The organism is Planomicrobium soli (assembly GCF_003014655.1).
GTDB classification, from domain to species: Bacteria; Bacillota; Bacilli; order Bacillales_A; family Planococcaceae; genus Planococcus; species Planococcus soli_B.
Genome location: NZ_PYAT01000011.1, coordinates 1 through 23,287 on the forward strand (window position 1 = coordinate 1; position 23,287 = coordinate 23,287).

Below are 23,287 nucleotides of genomic sequence, written 5' to 3' on the forward strand. Positions count from 1 at the left end.
AAGGGCAAAAAAAGAGTCGGAAGACAGGAAATCCTGCCTTCCAACTCTTTTTTTAGTCTCCCATTGATTTAAAGGAAGGGTTTTTCAGTGGCCTCCGGAGTACCGGATGCCCTTTTTCTTAACTTCGAATAAGCGTAAAAAATGAAATTTCTGTTGCTCCTGCTCTTTTTAACTCTTTAGCAGCATGGCGTATAGTGGTTCCTGTAGTATACAAATCATCAACCAGCAGAATTTCCTTTGGAACCGGCCGGCCATTCCAAAGAAAAAGATTTTGGGAAGTTATTCGCTCTTTTTTCGTTTTCTTGCCTTGAGTTTGCTCGCTCTTCGTCAAATAATGGGCATAGTCCAGTTTCGCCGCTTCTAACATACAGTCCACTTGAGAAAACGTCCTTTCCCTCATCTTAATTGGATGCATCGGAATCGGAACAATTACCGCTTTTGTTTTGCTCAGTTTATTGTGAAGTTCACTAGCAAACACTTCTGCAAGCACTACATCTTGCAAAAATTTGTATTGGTGCAAGTAATCTTTCATCGGCTTATTATAATAGTAGAAACTTGTGCCGCTTTGCAGAAGGCCTGCATATTCTGTCGTTTCCCAGTAACGGCAATCCATGCACAAATTATCATTTGGCACTCCACAAATTGGGCAGACCGGTCCGCTAATTTTTTCAAAGCCGCTTTTGCATTTCATACAAACCACTTGTTGAATGTCATTTAAAAACATGGTTCTCCAAGAAGGCAGAACAGGGAGCTCATCACTGCACAGGTAACATATCAATTAGACACCATCCTATTATAGGATAGAATTTGTTTTTTTGCTTTATCCATCTGCCGGACAATACCATTATGAAAAAAGACGATGTCGCCTGCAGGAAAATCGATTGACCTGCCAACTCTTCCTGCTATCTGAATTAAAGCCGCAGCGTCAAATATGGTTTCATCCGCTCCAACGACAGCCACTTGAACATTTGGAATTGTAATTCCCCTTTCCAATATAGTGGAAGTAAGAACACCCATAATGTCGCCTTTTCTTAGCTTCATCACCTTCTCCTTCCGCTCAGGATCGGATGCATGTACTGCTTCGATGCGCCTATCCAAGTTCTTGAAGAGCGGCGTGACTTTCTCAATCATTTCAACAGTTGGCAAAAACACTAGAAATGGCTCCCTATTTGCAAGCCGCTTTTGAATCCAGAGAGCCAGCGGTTTTGGTATTTCACTTCCAGAAAATTTTTTCTTGTAATTCCATAACGGTTGAAATTGCGGAACCGGCAAAGGATGGCCATGAAACCTTCTAAAAATCCTGGACTGATTCGGAATATCTTTTAAAAGACGATCCGATGGTGTCGCAGATACGTACACTATCGGTGCTTCCTTTTTCTTTGATTTCATAACGGCACGTTCGAGAGATGGATCGTAAGAATAAGGAAAAGCATCCGCTTCATCTACTATAATAAGATTGAAAGCATCTTCAAACCGGAACAACTGGTGCGTTGTCGCAATTATAATATGAGGAAAACCCGTTTCTTTCGGAGAACCACCATAAAGGGTATGGATAACGGTATCCGGAAAAACCGCTTTTATACGCGGAGCCAATTCTAAAACAACATCGGTCCTGGGAGCTGCAATACAGATGCGCTGCCCTTTTTCTAGTGCTTTAGCAAGCGGAGGAAACAATAATTCAGTTTTTCCTGCTCCGCAGACAGCGTAAACTAGATGGGACGAGTTCTTGGAAAGGCTTTCTAGCACTTCATTGCAGGCCTTTTGTTGCAATTTTGTCAGCGTACCATTCCATGTATACGAATGAGGGGATTGAGGTTTTGGGGATGGGCCCGTCCAGAAAATCAGTTCGGTACAAGAACTGATACGTCCCATTTTCAAGCAGATTCGGCAGTAAGAACAAATAGTCTGGCATTTGGCACAATGAAAAGAAATAATTTTTTGAGGTGATTTCTCTAGACAGCGAGCACATTCCTTGTTTTCGGTGATTCCTTTTTTCACACCAATATTCCCTGCAGCGATGGCAGCATCCACTTCTTCTTGAGCAAATGGCATAAATTCTCTAATCCATATGCGGCCAGTTAAAAACTGTTCTAATTCTGTCAACAGCATCTTCCTTTCTTTTTACTTCGCATTCTTTGTTAGTTTACCAGAACTCTTCCAAAAAATATGCATAATAAAAACTTCTCGCCTAAAAGCGAGAAGTTTTGTTAGTTGCCGATAAAATGAAGGCTAGTAACCTTCCAGTTTCCATCTTCTTTAATAAAGACAACTACTTGCCGTCCGGATTGCTTTGTACTTTTCCCCGATTCAGGTTCTTCCATTAAGACATCGATTTCTGCAAAAACTTCAGCTCGGCTTTCTTTATACCCCACAATAGTTTCATTGGTCGTTGTATAGGTAACATCATAAGTTTCAAACGCTTTTTTTAATGATGCTTCGTCTTCCTTGCGATCAAAGCCTTCTGGATTTGAAGCAATTAGAGCCATATATCGTTCTAAATCTTCCTGATTAAAGGCATCAATGTATTCCTTGTAAGTTGCTAATAACTTATTCGCTTCTTCTTTAGGAACATCTGCTTCTATCACTTTGCCGTCATCACCTAATGTAAATCCAACCGATTTATCTTCTATGCCATGGTCAATAGCATTGTTTTCATTTGCAGAATTGCCGTCTTCGACCGTATTTTCATTTACTGAAGGCTCTGCTGAATCTGAACAAGCAGCAAGCGTCAACGCCAAGCCTATTATTGTAATCAATTTTTTCATCCATCATACCTCCTGCGTTTTATTCTGCCATAGCAGGAAACGTAATTCAAATGAAGAAACTGTGACCGAAGAGAATAAAACCCTCTAGCGAATGAAGCGACTAATGCCATGCCTACAGAAAACGTCCGTTTAAAACGAAATAAAAAAGCCATCGAGAGTTTCTCGACAGCTTAAAATTTCAGAGCTAAAGGTGCACTGTTTTTAATTTATTTAGCGTACTTCTACCCAGCCATTTTTGATAGCAGTTACAACTGCTTGAGTACGATCATTTACCTGCATTTTTTGCAGGATGCTGGAAACATGGTTTTTAACAGTTTTTTCTGAGATAAACAAAGTTTCACCAATTACACGGTTACTTTGGCCGTCCGTCAATAACTGAAGAACTTCACTCTCACGCTTTGTCAATAAATGATATGGACGACGGATTTCTGTCTGATGAAATGATCCTTTGTTTTCCCGTTCGCTTAAACGGCGGAATTCCATCACTAAATTGCGTGTCACTTTCGGGTGCAGATAGGAACCGCCTTTTGCCACGACTTTAATAGCTTGAATGATCGCTTCTGCGTCCATTTCTTTCAGCATATAGCCAAGTGCACCGGTTTTTAGTGCATGCGTTACGTATGATTCATCGTCATGAATGGACAGCATAATGACTTTGGCGTCGGAATATTTCTCCATGAGTTCCCCGGTCGCTTCCACTCCGTTTTTCTGTGGCATATTGATGTCCATCAATACCACATCCGGTTTGTATTCTTCATACAATTTGAGGACTTCGTTTCCGTCTCCGCCTTCTGCGACGACTTCGAAAGAATCTTCAAAATCTAATATCCGCTTTACTCCCTCACGGAATAGTTGGTGATCATCTACAATAATTATCTTTGTCATTATGTTGCCCTCCTTGAATACCGTATCTTATATACCCAATTTCAAAGGTATTTGAAACATCAAAACCGTCCCGTTTCCAGGAGAAGAATTGATGAAAAAATCACCTTCAATTAAATCAATTCTTTCTTTCATGCCTATCAGGCCAAATGACTGGTTTTTCACGATGCTCTGATCAAATCCTGCGCCATTATCTTTTACGATAATAGTAACCCTGTCTTTTAGCCATTCGAATTTCACATCAATCTTAGTTGCCTTTCCGTGCCGAATAGCATTTGATGTGGCTTCCTGTACCAATCGAAAAACTGAAGTTTCATAATTGGCAGGCAAACGGACTTCCATGCCATTGGATTCAAACACAATCTGTATGCCTTGGTTGTAATCTTCAATGGTTCCAAGGTATTTTTTCAATGTCGGAACAAGCCCCAGATCATCCAACGCCATCGGCCGTAAATCATAAATAATTCTTCTGACTTCGGTAAGTGCATCTCGCACCATTTCTTTCAAAGAGGAAATTTCCCGAAAAGCAGCTTCAGATCCTTTTTCCCGGTATGTCCGCTCGATAAGGTCTGAACGAAGCAGAACGTTTGCCATCATTTGTGCAGGGCCATCGTGAATTTCCCGTGACAGCCGCTTCCGTTCTTCTTCCTGTGCTTCAATAATACGCAGGCTATAATCTTGCTTTAGCTTTGTATTGTCAATAGCTTCTCCGACATCTTCCAAATCGGATGTCAGGTAATTAGTAGCAACATTAACTTGATTGACCAGCCGTTCAGCGCGTTCAATTGTTTGAAGCAAAGTTTGCAGACGGCGCTGTAAACCGTCTCTCTTTTTCCGATACTGCTTTTCCTCCAAACGATTTTCCGCTAATTGGTTTTGCAAATCACTTGCTTGCTCGTATGCTTGGCTAACTTGAGTTTCAGTAAAAGAGCTAAACGAACGTGATACTTCCGCAAGCCTCCTGCGGGCCGTTCGAGTTTTTTCTTCTAATAGATCTCCATTTTTTATAACACGGGAAATATTAGTACGCACTTCCTCCAGTTGATCTTTCATTTCTTCATAACTTTGCCGACTTTGTTCACTAATCGAAAAAATTTCCTGTTTTGATTGCTCCAACGTCGCAATCAAGTGATCGAAAATGGAATCTAATGCTTTTCCATCGATTTTATTAGCCATTTTATAACCGCCTTAGCTACACTCCACTATGCTAAAGTGAATAAACTTTATTTCTTTATGCCTGTTATAATGTTAACAAGTATATCACTATATAAGGAAAGTCGTATAATTAAACATATTACTAATTATCTGATTACATTCTACTACAGGAGGCGTTAAAATGCGAGAGAATTACAAAACCGTGGGTGAAAATGCAGATGCGGAAATAATTATTCAAAAATCACGGTTTATTGGCCATGCCGCTAGAGCTGAAACTGAACAAGAAGCCCTTGAATTTATCAACTCCATCAAAAGTATTCACCGCTCAGCCACACATAACTGCTCCGCTTATTTAATCGGCGAACATGACTCGATCCAAAAAGCAAATGACGATGGGGAACCAAGCGGAACAGCCGGCGTTCCTATATTAGAAGTATTAAAAAAACAAGAACTGAAAGATACCGTTGTTGTCGTGACCCGCTATTATGGCGGTATTAAACTAGGTGGCGGCGGGTTAATCCGGGCATATGGAAAAGCAACTACAGAAGCTTTGCATGCGAGTGGACTAGTCAACCGGAAACTTCATCACCTAATGAAAGTATGCATTGATTACACATGGCTCGGAAAAGTTGAAAATGAAATTCGCCAGTCCGATTACCTACTTAAAGAAATCCAATACACCAACGGGGTAGACCTCTTTGCTCATGTTCCTGCAGAAAAGGAATCCCTCTTCATCGAATGGATGAATGAAATCACCAATGGGCAAGCAGCGATTGAATGTGTGGAAAAACAGTTTTTGGAATTTAAAATAACATGAGACTTTTCGTTTACGCCATGGGAAATTGGGTGTATAATAACTTTTAAAAGTTTAAGGACAAATTGGTAAAAATCGAATTGAATACTCGGTTAGCCGGCCTAAAAAAGGAGCTTCCACCATGAACCGTAAAAATTATCGAAAGAATAAGTCGAGCAGAAAACGTACGACTATTAAGGTTCTTTTGACATTGGCTGTTTCACTGCTAATTTGTGGATCTGCTTTTGGAATATATCTTGTAAAAAAAGCGGAGAATGCCGCGAACTTAGCATATGAAGAACTTAAAGACCGAGAAATGTCTGAGCTCCGCGATGAGCAAGTTGAACCGTTGCACGATGATATCTCTATTTTGTTTATAGGGGTCGACAATAGTTCAAAACGGGGAGCTTCAACTGGTAATACACGTTCGGATGCTTTGGTGCTTGCAACTTTGAACAACGCTGATAAGTCAGTAAAGCTCGTCAGTATTCCTCGTGATACGTACACGATGATACCAGACGCAGGACGCAAAGATAAAATTACTCATGCCTACGTCTATAATGGACCTTCATCCACCATTGAAGCTGTTGAAGAATTGTTGGCAGTTCCAGTCGATTATTACGTTAACATGAACTTCGATGCGTTTATCGATGTAGTCGATGCACTTGGAGGCATTACCGCTGAAGTTCCGTATGACTTGAAAGAACAAGACGAAAATGACAAGAAAGATGCGATTGTCCTTGAAAAAGGCATACAGAACCTTAACGGCAGTGAAGCTCTTGCACTTGCCAGAACAAGGCATTACGATAACGATATCGAACGCGGAAAGCGCCAGCAAGTGATTTTGCAAGCGATTATGGATAAAGCTTTGTCCGCCGGTTCTATTACTAAATATGGCGATGTCATTGAAGCGGTCGGCGATAATATGAAAACCAATCTATCTTTCCAAGATATGCAGGCATTCTTTGAATATGCCAAAGGCGGCAAGCCGGATGTGGAAACATTGACTGTCGATGGGTATGACGATATGTCGACAGGCATCTACTATTGGCAGCCTAACGAAGAATCTCTTGAGGAACTTCAAGATATTTTACGTGGCCACCTAGGATTGCAACCTGATACGTCAAGTTTATCCGATAACGGAAATACTGAATTTGCAGAAACATGGAACATGGAAACCTCACAGTAAATTGTGAGGTTTCTTTTTTTGACCAGCAAAAAGCGGATCGGATATAAGCTCTTCGCTTTATCCAATCCGCTATTTCCCAATCATTTTAACTAAATTAATAAGAGGCCGGTAATTCTTTCCTGCTAGCCCGACAACCTCAACAAACAATTCGATGGCAATTAATATAAGGCTGATCAGCAATAGGCCGCCCCACAACGTAGCTTGTGAAAACAATAATGCTGCGAGTCCAAACAAAATGGCAACTCCATATATGATTAAAACAGTCTGGCTATGAGAGAAACCGATATTCAATAAACAATGATGTAAATGCGATTTATCAGCAGCAGAAAGCGGCTGCTTTTCGCGCAAGCGGCGGACAATAGCAAAGAACGTATCGGAAATCGGAACTCCCAGCATGATAATCGGAATAATGAGGGCGACTATCGTAACGTTTTTGAAACCCATCAAGGCAAATACCGAAATCATATAACCTAAAAATAATGCTCCGGTATCTCCAAGAAATATTTTTGCCGGGTAGAAATTATAAAACAAAAAACCAAGCGAGCTAGCTGCAAGCAAGGCCGCGAGTGTCATGACAAAAATGTCCCCCATAATAAAAGCCATTACCGAAAGTGTCAATAGCGCAATAGAAGATACTCCGGTTGCTAAGCCATCAAGCCCATCAATTAAATTAATGGCGTTTGTAATGCCGATGATCCAAAGAAGGGTTAGCGGAATACTGAAATAACCAAAATCCAATTCACCGCCAAAAGGCAAGTTAATGAACGAGATTTCCAAACCGCCGCCGATAACAATGATACTGGCCGCCAGAAATTGGCCTAATAATTTTGCTTTGGCTGTTATCTCAAATATATCATCTAAAACACCTGTAAGGATAATCAGGAAAGCACCGATTAATATCGCTGAATCTAGTTGGATAAACCTCGCTTCCGCTGGTTCTCTTGGGAGCAAAATGAAATATCCGATTAAAAAAGATCCAAATATAGCTAATCCGCCTAAACGCGGCATAACTTTTGCATGTACTTTTCGGAAATTGGGACGGTCGACTGCACCTAAGCGGAAAGCAAGACGCTTAACAATCGGAGTCAGAACAATCGAAGCGATGAATGCCACAACCATAGTTAGGTAGAGCATATTTATCCTCCTTCGAACTCATCAATATACATAAGAATCCATTATTTGATTATACCACCTGAAATTATAAATTAAAACCTTATCTATATTCATTTTGTTTATTATTTTGAGTATTTAGACGTATAACACTGCTAAAGGTTTCGTCATTTAAACGACTTTAAAAGATTCTGCATTGCTAGACTTCAAAAAAATTGCCCCTGGCAATATTGCACACTCCCCTTATTTTCTTGCTTTTAAGTATTCCATCCTTAAATTCTCCTTTTCTACTAAACACCTGGTTACTTAGAATGAAAACCCCTGTCTGGTTACTCCTTTAGCAGCTTAACCATCTAGTATTTTTCTATCATTGTGTTATACTATATGTGTAATTTGAATATTACAATAAATGCGACAAGAGGTGCATACCAGAATGAATGGCGATCTGCAATTTTATGCAGTGAAAACCGAATGGTCTCCTCGGGATGAAGCAATGGTACTTAAAATGGATTACGAATTGCGAGCCGAATTGGCCAAAACGATCACTTGCGTAGGATTATTAGTCGACTTGTCCATGGACCAACATGCAGTAGTGCGAAAAGGGGTAGCGCAAAATCCTTATACTCCGATAACAACACTTAGAAGATTAGCTGAACAAGACCTTTGTATCAATGTACAAGACGTTGCAAAAAACACATTACTTGCTCTGACTTCTTAGCTTCCTATGTAATTTCATTTCTCTAAGTTTAATTATCGCAAAAAACGGTTAAATACTATGTAAGACAATGAAAAGGAGGAAATTATAATGAGCGATAATGGAGGACTTTCTGATAAACTTAAAAGTGCTGTAAGCAAAGGCAAAGGTGAAATTAAAGATCAAGTCGGTAATGCTACCGGCGATCGCCAAAAGCAAAACGAAGGAAAAATGGACAAAGCTAAAGGTGAGTTCCAAAAAACCGTCGGCGAATTTAAAGATGCAACTAAACCTAAACACTAAAACCGGTCCTATGACCGGTTTTTTTATGCCGCTATGAAATCCACATTAATTCTTAGGCTTTTTGAAAGGCAATTTCACTTTACACCCAACTAAATATTTAGCACTTGGTAACCATAATCTGAATAGATTAGAGCTTAAAAGATCCTTTTACTTTAGTAAATAGCCTTTACTTATCACAAAAATAAATCATTCAAATAAATAAAGAAAAACAGCCTCATTTCTGAGGCTGTAGAAAAGTTGAAAAATTCAACATGCGGAGTTGTTCCTGTTTTCATCTACATTTTCATGTTGCAGTTGGGCACTTCAAGAACTTCGATCTTACCGAGAATCATTTCTTCGCTTGTTCAATAAATGCTCTTCTTCTGAATCCCGCCCAAAAGGAGCTGGCCCTAAATTCGGATCTACACCGGGAGACTGTTCGTCTTGTCGGCGGTTGATTCCTTCTTCACGGTTAAGATTATCTTGCCCTTCTGTTGATTGTAAGGCAGGCTCATGGTCCATAATTTTTTCAGCAGGGGCACTCTCATCTTTAGGAGTAGAGCCACCTGTAGGATGAATATTTTCTCCTTTTACACGCAAATCTTTCATCTTTTCACCATAACCAGCATCACCTTGCTGCTCTTCTCTCGAAACCTCACTTGTATAGATTTCATCAGAATAACGGTTAGTGGAGTTATTTGAAGGTATATCTTTATCTATAATCTTCTCATCATTATGTTTTAAATCATCACGTTCAAGGTCTCTTCCCAGTGGCGCAATGGCTGTATTTCGCCCTGCTTTATCACTTTGGATCACTCGAGTATCTTCTGTATGAGTTGTGGAGCTCTGAGAACCTCTTCCCTCAATGTGGCGGTCTGTATAAAGAAGAATCGCCCCACTTTCAAGATCTTGCTGATAAGCTTCTTTTGTTGTGTCGTCCAGACCAAACTTCCCTAACTCCGTACGTATTGCATCTTTCCCGCTAAATATGGACTTTAATCTACTGCCCATTGTATCTGCTTCATGTGTATGAAGATCACTTTCGTCGTCCACCAGATTGATGACGGAAGAATCGTTCACTAAAACATGCAAATCACTCTCATTGTAACCGTGTGATTTTAAGTCTTTCACTTTGTTAATCAGTTCTTCTTGGCTATAAAGCATTTGAAACTCATAATTTGATTGATTCATTTGTTCAGCCTCCTGTAAACTGTCTTAATCTTTATCTACCCGAACATGCAGAACACTAAAACATAGAGTGCCTCTTGTCCAAATTTTTTCTAATTGTTAGAGCGGAAAAAGTTCTGGAAATTTTAATCACGCGTCCTTTATGCGTGTATTTAGATAGCTGTTTTTAATTACAAAGCATAAAAACTATAAAAGCCCTTTCAGAATAACTGAAAAGGCTTCACATCATTATTTATTAATAATTTTCCGCATTGCCTGACCTAGTTATTTTAACATTAGGCTTTTCAGTCGAAGAAAAAGTCAAATGATCTTGGTCCTTCACAAGTTTTGGATCTTCTTGGAAACTTTCTCCTCGTTCGAAGCGATCTTCTTGCTCAACATACTCGTTGTCTACAGAATTTACAAACTCGTTTGTAGAAGGTTCAATTCGGTTTCCTTCCCTGTCCCGAAAACCGCCTTCTTCCAATACGTCCAATGGCCGTTTGCGTTCGTTTTCCACATAAATTAGAATTCCGCCTTGCGAGACATTCTCCGAATAACGTTCTGTCTCAGAATCGCTTAACCCGAATGATTTTATGCCATCCAGAGCATTTGCTCCTCCTTTGAAAATCCCTTTAAAAGAATCTTTAAATGAAGTGGCTTTTTCTACACTCACCTCCGACTCTTGTTCAATGTGGTTAAAACGACTTTCATCTTTCGCCATGATGTGGATGTTATGTTCATCATATCCTTCTAATTTAAGTTCACGAATTTTAGCTATTGCTTCTTGTTCTGAATATACTACAGCAATTACTTGTTTGTTCTTTTCCATCTATAAAACCTCCAATGATAACCTGTATTAAAAATCTAATACCCTTTGCGGAAGTTAATTTAAACTTAAGCCATATATCCTTATTCTTCCAATCAAATAAATAGTACAATGGAAATATTAAAAACCTCTTGTTATATTTACCATACCGTACATATAATATAAAAAAGAGCTTTCTAAATTGCGAAAGATTTTCTTCCCCCTAGATTATTAGTCTATTTGTAATTCATCAATTGGTCTAAATAGAACTTTTTAGTAATTTTGCAGTTGCGCTAAACTAGGTAAAATTTCCTTTTTTTCTATATTTGAAAATATATCCATACGAAAAGCAGTCTATTTTGAAAATTGATGCTATTATGAATTAAAGATATTTTTTAAGTTTATTACGAATTACGGGGGCGAAGAACATCGTACTCAATAAACCTGCGTTTTCTTACATTTCAGAAAAACCATTAACCCCAGACAGTAACTCTCCTACATGGATGATCGACATACTGCCCATGCAAATGGAAAGGAGAGAATCAATGGAAACAGGATCACGTATAAAATACCACCGAATTAAAAAGAGAATAAGCGTTGAAGACCTTGCACATGATATTATGCCAGCAAGGGAACTTAAGAAAATTGAAGCAGGCGTAAAAGCTCCTTCACTTAAAGACTTGCAGGCTTTATGTAAAAAATTAGAAATTCCGTTAGCACCGAAAGATAATCCAATTGGCAAAGTTTTAGTGAAAAATTTTAAAACTTCATTATTGCATCCGCAAAATAAAGGAAAAATAATGGAACAGTATGCCGATATCCATGATCATCCATTACTCCACGTGGATGAAGATATTGAATTAGAGTATTGTATACAGCAAATAAGATACTTCATCATTACCGGCGATTTAGATAGTGCAGAAGAAAAAATAAGAGAAATTGAGCGCTTCAAAGAATTTATGAATCAAGAGCAATTTTATTTATTCCATAAATATAATGGGAATTATAATTATATTTTGAATGATTTTGAAGAAGCCCTAAGAATCTATTTAGTTGCAGAAAAGATAGCTCCACCATCACTCTCTGCTTCTGAAGTAGGAGATTTATATTATTCAATTGGTATCTCAGCAACACAGTGTTGGGAAACTATAATGGCTAGCAAATATTCAGAGATGGCTTTAAAAATCTACCAACAAGAATTTATTCCAAAGAGACTTGTTGAATGTCACTTAAATATTGCCATTAGTGATCGCAGGCTCGGTAATTTCCAAAAAGCGAAAGAACATTTCAAGCATGCATTAACTATTGGTGCTAAATTAGATATCGACATTTTAAAATTTACGACTGAATATAACTATGGTTACTTTTATTACCATTTTCAAGATTATGAATTGGCTATAGAACATTTGAATAATGCTTTGAATTATATTCCTATTGAATATACATCTGATATACTTTTAAATTATTGCGTATTATTAAAATGCTATATTGAATTAAGAGATCTTGAAGCTGCTAGAAAATTATTGGCAAAAGGCCATAAACTGATACAAGATAAGAAACTTAGTCTTGATATGCCTTCTAATAATACATTTAAAGAAGCTTATACAGAATTTATGTGTTTATCTTACTTTATTTATGAAGATATCGAGCATTTTGAAGAATATTTCTTAAATAAGTTGATTCCCATTTTAAGCCAAAATTATAAAGAGTTTGAATTAGGTTTTTATTATAGTACTTTAGGGAATATCTATTTTGAACAAGGTAAGTTTGAAAAATCAGCGATTATGCTGAACAAAGCCCAACAATCTTATAAAAATCTTATGATCATCAAATGAGGAGTGGAAAAGAATGAAAAAATTTGTGTTTTTATCCCTTGCAGCATTAGTTACTGCTACCAGTATTTACGGAACGTCTACTTTACAAAAAAATGATTTAGCTGACCGCGTTCCTGAACCATGGGCTGTACAACACGAACTTGCTGACCGTGTACCCGAGCCTTGGGCTGTGAAATATCAACTTGCTGATCGTGTGCCTGAGCCTTGGGCTGTGAAATATCAACTTGCTGACCGTGTGCCTGAGCCTTGGGCTGTGAAATATCAACTCGCTGACCGTGTGCCTGAGCCTTGGGCTGTGAAATATCAACTTGCTGACCGTGTGCCTGAGCCTTGGGCTGCGCAAAATTTAAACGCTTAACAAAATTTAAAAAGCCCGTCGCTCCTATTTGGAGTAGGTAGTGACCCCTTAAAGTTAGAGTTTTCGTTATGCAGCTAATTGGCTGGCATGCGTCCGGTATTGCACCGGGCTCATGCCGGCCAATTTTCGTTTGATGCGTTCGTTGTTGTAGTAATGGACGTAACGTTCAATTCGCTGTTTTAATTTATCGTAAGAGACCTGTTCTTCTCCGTAATACATCTCCTGTTTGAGTAAGCTGGAGAAGTTTTCCATCGCGGCGTTGTCAGCGCAGGTCGCCTTCCGGGACATGCTTTGGTAAATTCGGTTCTGTTTTAGTGCGTTCACCCAGGAAGGGTGATGATAATGCCACCCCTGATCGGAATGGACGGTCGTCCGGTAAGCCGCCTGCTCGATAACCGGAAGCGCATTCGCAAAAGACTCCATGACGAACTCGAGGGTCGGGCGCTTTGACATGCTCATCCCAATGATCTCGCCATTGTAAAGGTCCATTAAAGGACTGAGGTACAGCTTTTCTTCTCCAGCACATTTGAATTCAGTGACATCTGTAGTGATTTTTTGCAGGGCATACGCTGTATTGAACCTGCGGTTCAGCCGGTTCTTTGCGATGGTGCCCACCTTGCCCTTGTACGATCTGTAGCGGGATTTCCGGATGAACTTCACACATTTCAGTTTTAAGTCAAGCATAAGGCGCTGGACTTTCTTGTGGTTGATGACGTGTCCCTGCGCCTTAAGTGCCGAGTGAATCCGGCGATAGCCGTAACGGCCTTTATGTTTTTCGAACAGCGCCAAGATCCGCGTCTTCCACTCGTGGTCCGGGTCCTCTGAATCGGAACGAGAGCGGTGATAATGATAGGTTGCTTCCGGAAGATCGATGATCTTCAGCACATCCTTCAATCGGAATCCTTCTTCGCGGAGTTCGAACGCCATTTTTGTCTGGGCTTTTCGAGGTAGGCATTCGGATTTTCCCGGAAAGCTTTCAACTTTTTTAGATAAGCCACCTCTAAGCGAAGCAACTCATTCTCGCGTTCAAGCTGCTCTTCCCGAGATGAAAGTTTCTCTTGGTTTTCAGTTCTGTTTTTCGGTTTCTTGGACATGGGTGGCCGTCCTTTCGCTCGCTCCTCCAAGCCGGCTATCCCTTTTTCCAGGAACCGGTGGTTCCAAGTCGTGATCAGGGAAGGGTTGTTCATCTTAAACTGAATCGCCGTATCCTGGTAAGAAGCACCTGTTTGTTTCATAAAGTGTAATACATCCACCTTGAATTGAACAGAATACACCTGGTGCGTCTGCTTCTTCCGCAATCCTTCTTCTCCAAACACCTGATAAGCACGTACCCAGCGTTTAATTGGAGTAGAACTAGGAATTCCGTATTTTTGGGCTAACAGGGTATAACTCAAAGAACCTTCCGCGTATTCTTTGACCATCCGCAGTTTGAACCCCTCACTATATTTCGCCATAGAAAAAACACCCCCAAAGTTAGATTTTGACTCTAACTTTGGGGGTGCACTACCGTAACGGGCTTTTTTCATTCTTTTTTCTCGTATCCCGGTTTCCCGAGCAGCTCAAACATATTTTGTTTGTATAGCTCCACACCTGGTTGGTCAAATGGATTGACGCCAGATAAATAAGCGCTCATGGCACATGATTTCATAAAGAAATAAATTAAGTAACCTACGTGATGGGCATCGATCTTGCCAACGTCCAATGTAATGACAGGTACGCCGCCTTCTACGTGAGCCAATGCTGTAGCTTCCAATGCTTGCATGTTGACTTCATGCAACGTTTTATCGGTTAAGTAGTTCAAACCGTCTTCATCATTCTCGTCAAAAGGAATTTGGGTTTGTTGTTGATCTTCTGTAAAGCGAAGCATTGTTTCAAATAACATTCTACGCCCGTTTTGCATATACTGTCCCATTGAGTGCAGATCAGTTGAGTAAATGACAGAAGCCGGGAAAATACCTTTGCCTTGCTTGCCTTCACTTTCTCCGAACAATTGCTTCCACCATTCATGGAAAGCACTCATCGATGGTTCAAAGCTTGCAAGAACTTCTACAGAAAATCCACGGCTGTTTAAAATTTGTCGGTAAGCAGCATACGCATAGGCAGCATTTGAAGACAAGTCAACGGACTGCAATTCTTGCTCTGCTTGTTCCGCACCTTTCAATAATGCCCGGATATCGACTCCCGCTACGGCTAATGGAAGCAATCCTACTGCAGTCAATACGGAGTAACGGCCTCCAACGTCTCCAGGTATTTCAAAAGAGGTATAGCCGTTAGCATCAACATTTTTGCGAAGTGCTCCCCCTGTTTTATCTGTAGTGGCAAAGATTCTTTCTTTTGCTTCTTCACCATACGTCTCATACATCCAAGTACGGAGCATTCTAAATGCAATGGCAGGTTCCGTAGTTGTACCCGACTTTGAAATAACATTCAAAGCTACATTTTTACCTTTAATATAAGTCAATAGTTCTTCCATGTACTTGCCGCTTATGTTCTGGCCAGCATAAATAATTTCAGTTTGGTTAAAGCCAAATGAAGAGCCCAGCAATTCGTTGACAGCTTTTGTTCCCAAATAAGAGCCGCCAATTCCGATGACGACCAGAACATTGGCTGTTTCCCGGATTTTCTGAGCCGCTTCTTCGATTCTCGTCAACTCTGCATCGTCCATTTTTGATGGCCAATCCAACCATCCTAAATAATCCGATCCTATAGCTGTTTTGGTATGCATATTTTTATGTGCTACCTCAACAAAAGATTGCAATGCAGCCAACTCTTCATTTTCTACAAAACCTTTAACATACTTATCGTTTAAAGTTACTGTTTCTATGTGGACCACCGCCTTTTTTTTAGTCTCCTTATTTTAACATGAAATGTCGATGATACTCTTATAAAAACTAAAATACCAAAAAGCCACAGCATTCCTCACTTTTTTCTTTAAAATATTTGAATTAAAAAAGCCCATAAAAGGATGGGCTTTAAAAACTAGTTTTTTAGACTGTTGATAGGAAATTATCTAAACCATACTATCGTCTGGATTATGCCGATACATTTCCAGATCGATCAGCCCTGACCGATTAATTTCTACACCTTCTTGCTCGAGCAACGTGCGTTGAAGGTGCCGGGCCTCTTCATCAGCAAGAACCAGTTTCCCTTGGGAATTGACTATTCGATGCCAGGGCAATCCATGCTTTTCGCTCATACTGTGCAGCAATCTGGCAATTTGCCTTGCGCCTCTAGGACTTCCAGCGCATCTTGCCACTTGGCCGTAGGTCATCACTTTTCCGGCTGGCACATTCTGTATGACTTGCAGTGCTTTTTCAGTGAACGGTTGCATGCACTTTCAATCCCCACTTTTAAAAATTTCGAACATTCCTACGATCTTATTGACTGCTTCAATTCATTTTCTAAAACACCTTCACGATACGTGTGCACAATATCTTTACTGAATTCATATAACGGCAATTTCGCTGTTTCAAGAGACAATCCTTCACTTCTAAAGTGAAGATATTTATAGTAATCGACTGTTCGTTCAATCACCTCTTCTAATCCTTGAAGCGATTTTTCTCCTTGATAAAGAAGAGGGCGATTCATATCCAAGCCTTTTACATCGTCGGCATAAAGAGATTGAAGATTATCTAAATCTTCTACTGTTTGATCAAATAAGATTTGTCTTTTTTCTAGTCTATAATATTTGCGCCAATATACAAACACTTCTTTTGCTACTCCTAATTTTTTAGCACCTTGAGAAGCATTTAGTTCTTCGACGATACACGTTTCGTACATAATCTTCTTTAAGGATTTTTTATTTTCTCTTTCCAGCAACCCTTTATATTGCAAGTATCTCATATATGTACCTCCTCGGCATTTTTAAGTGCTATGGCAATTGTTGATTTATCCATACCTATATCGCTTAACCAAATCCGTTTCTTTTGAAGAAACCAATTTACTATAAACAGGAACATCATGTACATGTTGTCCGATAAAAAATGTGGCAGGCTCCATATTGCTTATTTCTTGCTTTAAATTCTTGCGAGGCTCGTGATCACCTTTAAAATCGCCCCCTAAATGCAAATAGGAGAAATGATTTTCTTCTCCCCATTCGGCAATTTTCCACAAAAGAGATTGACAAGCATTCTCGTCTCTTTGTCCACTAACACTTCCTTCTAAATGGTAAAAAATAGTGTCTCCCATTGCTAATACATAACAAGCAGAAACCAATTTCTCTTCTTGATATGCCCCAAACAAATGCAAGCTTGGCCCTAACGAGCTAATCAGCGCTTCAAAATAGTCGTTTGTGAAAAAGTAATAACTGTCGGCTTCTTCCCTTCTTCTGGCAGCTGAATAATACAGAACAAGGAAATCGAAGAGATGACGTACGGTACCTAGTTTTTTTATAATTACTTGATTGTCAGAGTTAGGACTATTATTGGTATAGGATTTATTTGTTTTAAGCTGTTGAACATGCTGTTTAATGTCTAAAGTATATGTGGCATACATCGGATATAGCGGTAGTTGGTTTATGAAAAAAGAAGCATTATTCGCTATAGGGTGAAACCGGATCAGCTCTACTATAATTTTTTCATCTCGGCAAAATCTTTCGAAAGCCCTTCTGAAATTCTTTGTTAATTTCTCCCCATCCCCTTTGATTTTTAACAAGGGTCCTCCATATCCGAAAGGTGTAGTAATATCAAAGTAAGAAGCATCTTCCTCGTTGATCAATCTTTTTATGAACGGATAAGCAACTTCTCCTTCGTCATCTACATAGTAGAAAAGCAGAGGCTCGCCAGGATCTAGTTTGATGGCACTTAAAAAATACTGGGCCGTGTAGTAAATATCCGAGAATTGAAACAAATCCAGAATTTTTTGCCACCGCACATGTTCCCGTACGGACACTAGCTCGTACATATTCTTCACCCCTGTTTTCAGCTGAGAAATCATTTAAACACTGTTTGCAATTTCACTTCGTCGTTGGCCTTCTTTTTTCTTCTTCGGCCGCGTTCATTATTTTTAAAAGCGATATTCAGCATTTCAGTAATAAAAGCTACTAAAATTCCGACAATAAAGCCAAAGGCACCTGCCAGCCCTAAATCAAAAATTAGATTCTCACCTAATGAAGAATTGACAGTTTCTTCGGAAGCTTGAGTAATAACAGTGATATTATCGGTTTCAAACCAGTCCATTAAAACATTTTGTAAAACACCAGTTAGCGTGTTTGCAATTTCCACCGCTTCCTTACTGTTGCTGTTGCTTACTGTGATATTAATAACTTGCGGATTCGACGCATGCGTAATAGTAATCATTTCATGCAGCTCGTGCACTGAATATTGAAGATTCAGTTCCGTAAGAGTTGCATCAAGTACATCTTCACTTTTCAATATTTTCCCATAGGCTTCTATAATCATAGAATCGGACTGATCGCTGGCAATATTCCCCTCAGGCGTTTCACCCACTATCTCTTCCACCCAGATTTGAGTAGTAGCTTCAAAATCAGGTGTTACAATAAATTCAAGCAAAAACCAAACCGTCGCTATTGAAAAGAAAGTGATAGAAACAATTAAACTTAACCGTTTTCTTAAGTTCTTTAAAATATTTAGAACGGTTACCTCTTCGCTCATGCAGGTTGCCTCCTTATAAACAGAATGATAATTGATTAGTATTTCTAAAAATTCAGATAATTGTAGTACCTTTATATCATATATTTTTAGTTCAATCTACTCTTTTTCAGAAAAATTAGAAATTTTTTTCATCTTAAATAAGCATATAGTCTGCCAATATATTTACTTTCATTACAAATATTACAAGTATGGTTCTTTTGACTTATTTCGCCTTTTTTAACAGAATTTTTTAGAAAAAGCTAAAATGCTTTAATTGCTTGATATATCAGAAGATGTTTTATATAAATTTTCTTTCTTAATATTAATTAGGTATTTTGTACTGCAACACGAAAATTCTTCTATATTTTTTTGTTTTTAAAAATCATATGTTTCTATAATATAAAAAAATATATAAAAAAAAGCCTCACTCGGGGAGTGAGGCTTTCTTTTACTCTTTCCATAATCCTATAATTCCATTCCGGCGATAAATTATTTTTTGGTCTTCCAGTGTTTTTAATATTTTAGATAACGTTTGGTGCGGCATATTCAATTCCCCTGTAATTTCTTTGATAGTTTTAAAAAGCACACCCTCCTTTGTGGCATTTTTCATAAAATATCGCATAAATTTTTCTCCTAATTCAGCTATTCGTTCAGACTCAGAAGAAAAACATTCTTTCCATACATCAATGGTTTTCGTATCCGATAAAGACAGAGTCCCATAATCACTATTTCTCTTAACCGATATCACCATGAAAACCTCCTATTTTTTTACTTTTCAACATCTTATATTTACATATATACCCACGAATTTATTATATATACATAAATCTGTAAATTTATCTAATAATTCTAAAAGCGTCTCTTCTTCTCTTTTGTTTTGCACAAAAAAACCGCTCCTTTAGAAGGAGCGGACCAGTTTATTGTTCCATTTTTTTTTCGATAAAATCTTTTAATACATGAATACCAGCTATACAATCATTTAACGAAGACCATTCTTTCGGATTATGGCTGATTCCGTCTTTGCTTCTGACAAAGAGCATAGCCACCGGGATATGCCGACCAAGAATCATGGCATCATGTCCAGCGCCGCTTGGTATGTATACCGGCACAATATCAAATTTTTTTAACGAGTCAGCCAGTTGGGCTTGTAATTCATCATCAATTGGAACAGGTTGGATTTTTGTATTCTGCTTAACGAGTAATTCGATTTGATGGGTGGCTGCAATAGATTCTGCTTCTTGTACAATCCTATCTAAAAGCTGATCACGAGGACTTTCGTAAATATCCCGTATATCCACATGAAGCGTTACCTTTTCCGGAATAACATTAATGCCATTAGGTGATACTTCAAGCTTTCCAACAGTTGCAACAGCTGTTTCGCTTACTAGGCTAGGAAACTCAGGAATTTTTTGAATAAAAGCAGCAGCAGCCACTAACGGATCTTTCCTGCCTATCATTGGCGTATTGCCAGCATGCCCTGCTTCACCGGTAAACTCAACTTCCAGCCATGCCGGCCCCGCAATGCCATTTACAATTCCTACCGGTTGATCCGCCTGCTCCAACTTTTTGCCTTGTTCAATATGGACTTCCACAAACAGTTCCAATTCGGCAACATCTCGTTTCGCTTTCTTAAAAGCCTCTAAAGAACTGCCGTACCGCTCCAGTACCTGTTCTAACGTTTCTCCATTGTAATCCCGTAACTGGTTCATTTCTTCCTCACTGATATCGCCCGTCATTGCACGGCTTCCACTTAAACCGCTATTAAACCGAGAGCCTTCCTCATCAGTGAAAATGATAACTTCATACGGCTTTGGTGGTACATAGCCCGTTTCTTTCCAAGCTTCAACCACTTCTAAAGCGGAAAGCACACCGAGAGGCCCGTCAAAATTGCCTCCGTTAGGTACACTGTCTACATGGGAACCAGAAGCGATTGCGCGGCCTGCACTATCTTTTCCATCAAGTCTTCCTTTTACATTTCCCGCTCCATCTTCCGTCACTGAAAGACCTGCTTCAGCCATCCAAGATTTCACCAATTCTTTTGCCTTTTGCTCTTTGTCTGATAAGCCAGGACGCTTTACACCGCCTACTTGCGTATAACCGATGAACGACAATTCGTGAAGCCGCTTAGCCAAGCGTTCCCCGTTTACTCCTGAATGCGTCAACTCAGCGTTGTAATTTCTCATTAATTCTTCATAAACCGGATTTAGTTCTTCAGAAGCCATGTTTTCCCTCCTATTTGGTTAAGTAAGCCCAAGCATATTGTGCATAAAGTTCAGCACCGGTTTCCAACGCTTCCTCATCAACATTAAATCTGCCGTGGTGGTGCGCCCACTCAGTGTCTTTCTCCGGATTGCCACTTCCTACAAGAGCAAAGCTTCCAGGAACTTCATCTAAATAAAAAGAAAAATCTTCTCCGCCCATTGTCGGTTTCTCCTCATATAATCGGTTTTCACCAAAAGCTTCAATTGCAACTTGCTGAACAAGTTCCGCACTTTCACTACCGTTAATAACTGCTTGTGTGCCTCTAATATATTCCAATTCAGCAGTTCCACCGTAAATGGAAGCTGTATGGTCCGCATAAACCTGGAGCTGCTTTTCAATGTGGTCCCGAACCGCCGGATCAAAACAACGCACCGTTCCTTCAATTTCAGCATTTTCAGCGATAACATTAAATCGGGTGCCAACAATCATTTTGCCTACCGTTATTACTGCCGGTTGTGCTGGATCAATTGTCCGAGAAACAATAGACTGCAGATTCATGACAAACGACGAAGCGATGACAGCTGCATCAATACAAGCTTGCGGCATTGCTCCATGACCGCCTCTTCCCTTAAAATTCACCTTGAAAATATCGGCTGAAGCAAAAGATGGGCCAGGCGTGCAAGAAACGCTATGAGTCGGTGATTGCGACCAAATGTGAATGCCGAATACATTGTCAGCGCCCTCTACAGCTCCTTGTTCCACCATTGCTTTTGCACCCGTTGCCACTTCTTCCGCCGGCTGGAAGATAAAACGGACGGTGCCTGGAAGTTCTTCTTTTACTTCCACTAAAGCTTTAGCGGCTGCAAGAAGCATCGCCGTATGGGCGTCATGGCCGCACGCATGCATTTTTCCTTTTTCTGCGGATTTATAAGGCAAATCCTCATTAAGCTCTTCTACTGACAAAGCATCCATGTCTGCTCGAAGCGCCACGATCTTACCCGCTTTTCCGCCAACAAGTTCGCCGATTACACCGGTCGGTTCTGTTTTGCGGCTTTCGATGCCAAGCTCCTGTAAATAATCATATACAAATTGGGAAGTCTTATATTCTTCCCATGACAGCTCGGGTTCACTATGAAGTTTTTGGCGGATGTTAACCATTTCTTCGCTATTTTCTTTAATCGCTTTTTTGATTGTTTCGTTTATCAAGTTACATACCCCCTATTTATAAGAATCCTACAAATATACCAGCCAGCACGACGGATACGATCGTAACAGTGATAAATCCGGCAACAAGCATTGGCGGCAGCATATGGCTCATCAACACTTCACGCTCTTTTGCATCTTTTGTCAAGGCGTTGATAACTTCTACCGTAATAATATAGTCAGCCGGAAAGCCATATAAAGCCGTTAACGATACCGCAAATGCCATCTCTTTGCTTATTTTCAGGATTTTCCCCATGATAAAGGAAAAAACATACATGCCCGCAACACCAATTACAATACAAGCGATAAGCGGGTAGACAATTTCAAGCATCATGCTTGGAGTAGCATTTTTTAAACCATCGAAGATAAATAGCAAAAGCCCCATGATCGCAAACCCGAAAGCATTCGCTTTTTGCAATGGATGACGCTCCAAAAATCCGATGCTGCGCCCTACTACTCCAAAGAATAGGCAAAGAACAAACGGGCTGATTTCAACAACAGGTGCTGCTAGTGTAGATACAAGATACGCTAAATAACCAACAAATGCCAGGCGGGTAAACTTGAAAAAATCAGTGTTGTATTTTTCCGGCATTCTTGCAAACATTTTCGGCTCCCGCAGTTCTTCTTCAGGACTGGCCGGCTGTTCTTCCACCAATTTCCGCTCTGTCAGTTCATTATTCCGGTATTTCTTCAGTAAGTTCCTACCTTCTCTTTTCAGCATAATAGAGGTTAGTGGATATCCGGCAAAACCTTGCATTACATAAATGACGATTGCAAAGACAGCCAAAGTCGGCAATCCGGCTGCTTGTGCGCCTTCCGACATAATCAAAGCCGATACTACACCACCGACCAATGGCGGAATCGCAACAACAACTGTTTGAAAGTCGAATAGCAGTGTGCCAATACTAAATAAAGCTGCTACAATCCCTGCAATTCCTGCCAATGCAATCAAAATAGTTCTCCATTGGGCTTTTAATTCGTTGAGCGATAACAATGTCCCCATATTTGTAATCAGTAAATAAATTAACAGCACGGCCACCCCGGATGGCACTCCCGCTAACGCTACTATATCTGCCGGGAAGAATGTCCAATATCCAATCAAGAACAAAACTGCGCTTATAAACATGGAAGGGATCCATGCACGTGTCCGTATAGAAACAATTTCCCCAATAAATAAAATTAAGACCAAAATCGAAAAAGCTAACATCTGAGTCATTCTTTCTTCCTCCTCTTTTCCCTATCTAGTTTCTTTT

Annotated in this window: 25 protein-coding genes; 6 read left to right on the forward strand and 19 right to left on the reverse strand. The window is 39.7% G+C overall.

Going from position 1 to position 23,287, the window contains the following annotated elements; genetic code table 11:
• Window positions 1-118: 118 nt before the first annotated feature.
• From B0H99_RS13435 to B0H99_RS13455, 5 genes are all read right to left on the reverse strand, one after another.
• Complete coding sequence (locus B0H99_RS13435) at window positions 119-691, reverse strand: ComF family protein (protein ID WP_245894538.1); 573 nt, start codon at window positions 689-691, stop codon at window positions 119-121.
• A gap of 83 nt (window positions 692-774) precedes the next feature.
• Window positions 775-2,109 carry an ATP-dependent helicase ComFA gene (locus B0H99_RS13440; RefSeq protein ID WP_342750517.1) on the reverse strand — a complete coding sequence of 445 codons (1,335 nt, stop codon included), beginning with the start codon at window positions 2,107-2,109 and terminating at the stop codon, window positions 775-777.
• A 98-nt stretch (window positions 2,110-2,207) separates the two neighbouring features.
• A complete protein-coding gene (locus B0H99_RS13445; protein WP_106534205.1) occupies window positions 2,208-2,765 on the reverse strand; it encodes a DUF4440 domain-containing protein in 558 nt (185 codons plus the stop codon).
• Window positions 2,766-2,975: 210 nt separating this feature from the next.
• Complete coding sequence (locus B0H99_RS13450) at window positions 2,976-3,650, reverse strand: response regulator (protein WP_106534206.1); 675 nt, start codon at window positions 3,648-3,650, stop codon at window positions 2,976-2,978.
• A 27-nt stretch (window positions 3,651-3,677) separates the two neighbouring features.
• On the reverse strand, window positions 3,678-4,823 hold the full coding sequence (locus B0H99_RS13455) for a sensor histidine kinase (protein WP_106534207.1): 1,146 nt from the start codon (window positions 4,821-4,823) through the stop codon (window positions 3,678-3,680).
• Between the two features lie 160 nt (window positions 4,824-4,983).
• On the opposite strand from B0H99_RS13455, the gene B0H99_RS13460 reads away from it, so the two are divergent.
• Complete coding sequence (locus B0H99_RS13460) at window positions 4,984-5,619, forward strand: YigZ family protein (RefSeq protein ID WP_106534208.1); 636 nt, start codon at window positions 4,984-4,986, stop codon at window positions 5,617-5,619.
• Between the two features lie 118 nt (window positions 5,620-5,737).
• The gene (locus B0H99_RS13465) at window positions 5,738-6,784 is read left to right on the forward strand and encodes an LCP family protein (protein ID WP_106534209.1); all 1,047 of its coding nucleotides are present in this window, start codon (window positions 5,738-5,740) and stop codon (window positions 6,782-6,784) included.
• Between the two features lie 69 nt (window positions 6,785-6,853).
• Here B0H99_RS13465 and B0H99_RS13470 read toward each other — a convergent pair whose 3' ends face one another.
• Complete coding sequence (locus tag B0H99_RS13470) at window positions 6,854-7,918, reverse strand: glycosyltransferase family 4 protein (RefSeq protein ID WP_106534210.1); 1,065 nt, start codon at window positions 7,916-7,918, stop codon at window positions 6,854-6,856.
• 409 nt (window positions 7,919-8,327) lie between these two features.
• On the opposite strand from B0H99_RS13470, the gene B0H99_RS13475 reads away from it, so the two are divergent.
• Both B0H99_RS13475 and B0H99_RS13480 read left to right on the forward strand, forming a co-directional pair.
• On the forward strand, window positions 8,328-8,612 hold the full coding sequence (locus B0H99_RS13475) for a hypothetical protein (RefSeq protein WP_106534211.1): 285 nt from the start codon (window positions 8,328-8,330) through the stop codon (window positions 8,610-8,612).
• Between the two features lie 87 nt (window positions 8,613-8,699).
• Window positions 8,700-8,891: a CsbD family protein gene (locus B0H99_RS13480; protein WP_106534212.1), complete on the forward strand. Its 192-nt coding sequence runs from the start codon at window positions 8,700-8,702 to the stop codon at window positions 8,889-8,891.
• Between the two features lie 318 nt (window positions 8,892-9,209).
• Here B0H99_RS13480 and B0H99_RS13485 read toward each other — a convergent pair whose 3' ends face one another.
• Both B0H99_RS13485 and B0H99_RS13490 read right to left on the reverse strand, forming a co-directional pair.
• Window positions 9,210-10,061 carry a YflT domain-containing protein gene (locus tag B0H99_RS13485; RefSeq protein WP_106534213.1) on the reverse strand — a complete coding sequence of 284 codons (852 nt, stop codon included), beginning with the start codon at window positions 10,059-10,061 and terminating at the stop codon, window positions 9,210-9,212.
• Window positions 10,062-10,293: 232 nt separating this feature from the next.
• The gene (locus B0H99_RS13490; protein ID WP_106534214.1) at window positions 10,294-10,869 is read right to left on the reverse strand and encodes a YflT domain-containing protein; all 576 of its coding nucleotides are present in this window, start codon (window positions 10,867-10,869) and stop codon (window positions 10,294-10,296) included.
• A gap of 521 nt (window positions 10,870-11,390) precedes the next feature.
• Here B0H99_RS13490 and B0H99_RS13495 point away from each other — a divergent pair.
• Window positions 11,391-12,680 carry a helix-turn-helix transcriptional regulator gene (locus tag B0H99_RS13495; RefSeq protein ID WP_106534215.1) on the forward strand — a complete coding sequence of 430 codons (1,290 nt, stop codon included), beginning with the start codon at window positions 11,391-11,393 and terminating at the stop codon, window positions 12,678-12,680.
• Between the two features lie 13 nt (window positions 12,681-12,693).
• Complete coding sequence (locus tag B0H99_RS13500; RefSeq protein ID WP_106534216.1) at window positions 12,694-13,038, forward strand: hypothetical protein; 345 nt, start codon at window positions 12,694-12,696, stop codon at window positions 13,036-13,038.
• A 66-nt stretch (window positions 13,039-13,104) separates the two neighbouring features.
• On the opposite strand, the gene B0H99_RS13505 is transcribed toward B0H99_RS13500, so the two are convergent.
• From B0H99_RS13505 to B0H99_RS13555, 11 genes are all read right to left on the reverse strand, one after another.
• Complete coding sequence (locus B0H99_RS13505; RefSeq protein WP_245894541.1) at window positions 13,105-13,923, reverse strand: IS3 family transposase; 819 nt, start codon at window positions 13,921-13,923, stop codon at window positions 13,105-13,107.
• A 5-nt stretch (window positions 13,924-13,928) separates the two neighbouring features.
• Window positions 13,929-14,492: a helix-turn-helix domain-containing protein gene (locus B0H99_RS13510; RefSeq protein WP_181313674.1), complete on the reverse strand. Its 564-nt coding sequence runs from the start codon at window positions 14,490-14,492 to the stop codon at window positions 13,929-13,931.
• Between the two features lie 68 nt (window positions 14,493-14,560).
• Window positions 14,561-15,871 (reverse strand): glucose-6-phosphate isomerase, encoded by a 1,311-nt coding sequence (locus tag B0H99_RS13515; RefSeq protein ID WP_342750518.1) that lies wholly within the window; start codon window positions 15,869-15,871, stop codon window positions 14,561-14,563.
• A gap of 177 nt (window positions 15,872-16,048) precedes the next feature.
• Window positions 16,049-16,369, reverse strand: coding sequence for an MGMT family protein (locus tag B0H99_RS13520; protein WP_106534219.1), 321 nt, complete (start codon window positions 16,367-16,369; stop codon window positions 16,049-16,051).
• Window positions 16,370-16,407: 38 nt separating this feature from the next.
• Window positions 16,408-16,881: a hypothetical protein gene (locus B0H99_RS13525; RefSeq protein ID WP_106534220.1), complete on the reverse strand. Its 474-nt coding sequence runs from the start codon at window positions 16,879-16,881 to the stop codon at window positions 16,408-16,410.
• Between the two features lie 45 nt (window positions 16,882-16,926).
• Window positions 16,927-17,940: a GNAT family protein gene (locus tag B0H99_RS13530; protein ID WP_106534221.1), complete on the reverse strand. Its 1,014-nt coding sequence runs from the start codon at window positions 17,938-17,940 to the stop codon at window positions 16,927-16,929.
• Between the two features lie 29 nt (window positions 17,941-17,969).
• The gene (locus B0H99_RS13535; RefSeq protein WP_106534222.1) at window positions 17,970-18,650 is read right to left on the reverse strand and encodes a YveK family protein; all 681 of its coding nucleotides are present in this window, start codon (window positions 18,648-18,650) and stop codon (window positions 17,970-17,972) included.
• 427 nt (window positions 18,651-19,077) lie between these two features.
• Window positions 19,078-19,380 (reverse strand): RPC34 RNA polymerase subunit family protein, encoded by a 303-nt coding sequence (locus tag B0H99_RS13540; protein ID WP_106534223.1) that lies wholly within the window; start codon window positions 19,378-19,380, stop codon window positions 19,078-19,080.
• 166 nt (window positions 19,381-19,546) lie between these two features.
• Window positions 19,547-20,851, reverse strand: coding sequence for a M20 family metallo-hydrolase (locus tag B0H99_RS13545; RefSeq protein WP_106534224.1), 1,305 nt, complete (start codon window positions 20,849-20,851; stop codon window positions 19,547-19,549).
• Window positions 20,852-20,861: 10 nt separating this feature from the next.
• Complete coding sequence (locus B0H99_RS13550) at window positions 20,862-21,989, reverse strand: amidohydrolase (protein WP_425440388.1); 1,128 nt, start codon at window positions 21,987-21,989, stop codon at window positions 20,862-20,864.
• 64 nt (window positions 21,990-22,053) lie between these two features.
• Window positions 22,054-23,250 carry a hypothetical protein gene (locus B0H99_RS13555; RefSeq protein ID WP_106534226.1) on the reverse strand — a complete coding sequence of 399 codons (1,197 nt, stop codon included), beginning with the start codon at window positions 23,248-23,250 and terminating at the stop codon, window positions 22,054-22,056.
• Window positions 23,251-23,287 lie beyond the last annotated feature (37 nt).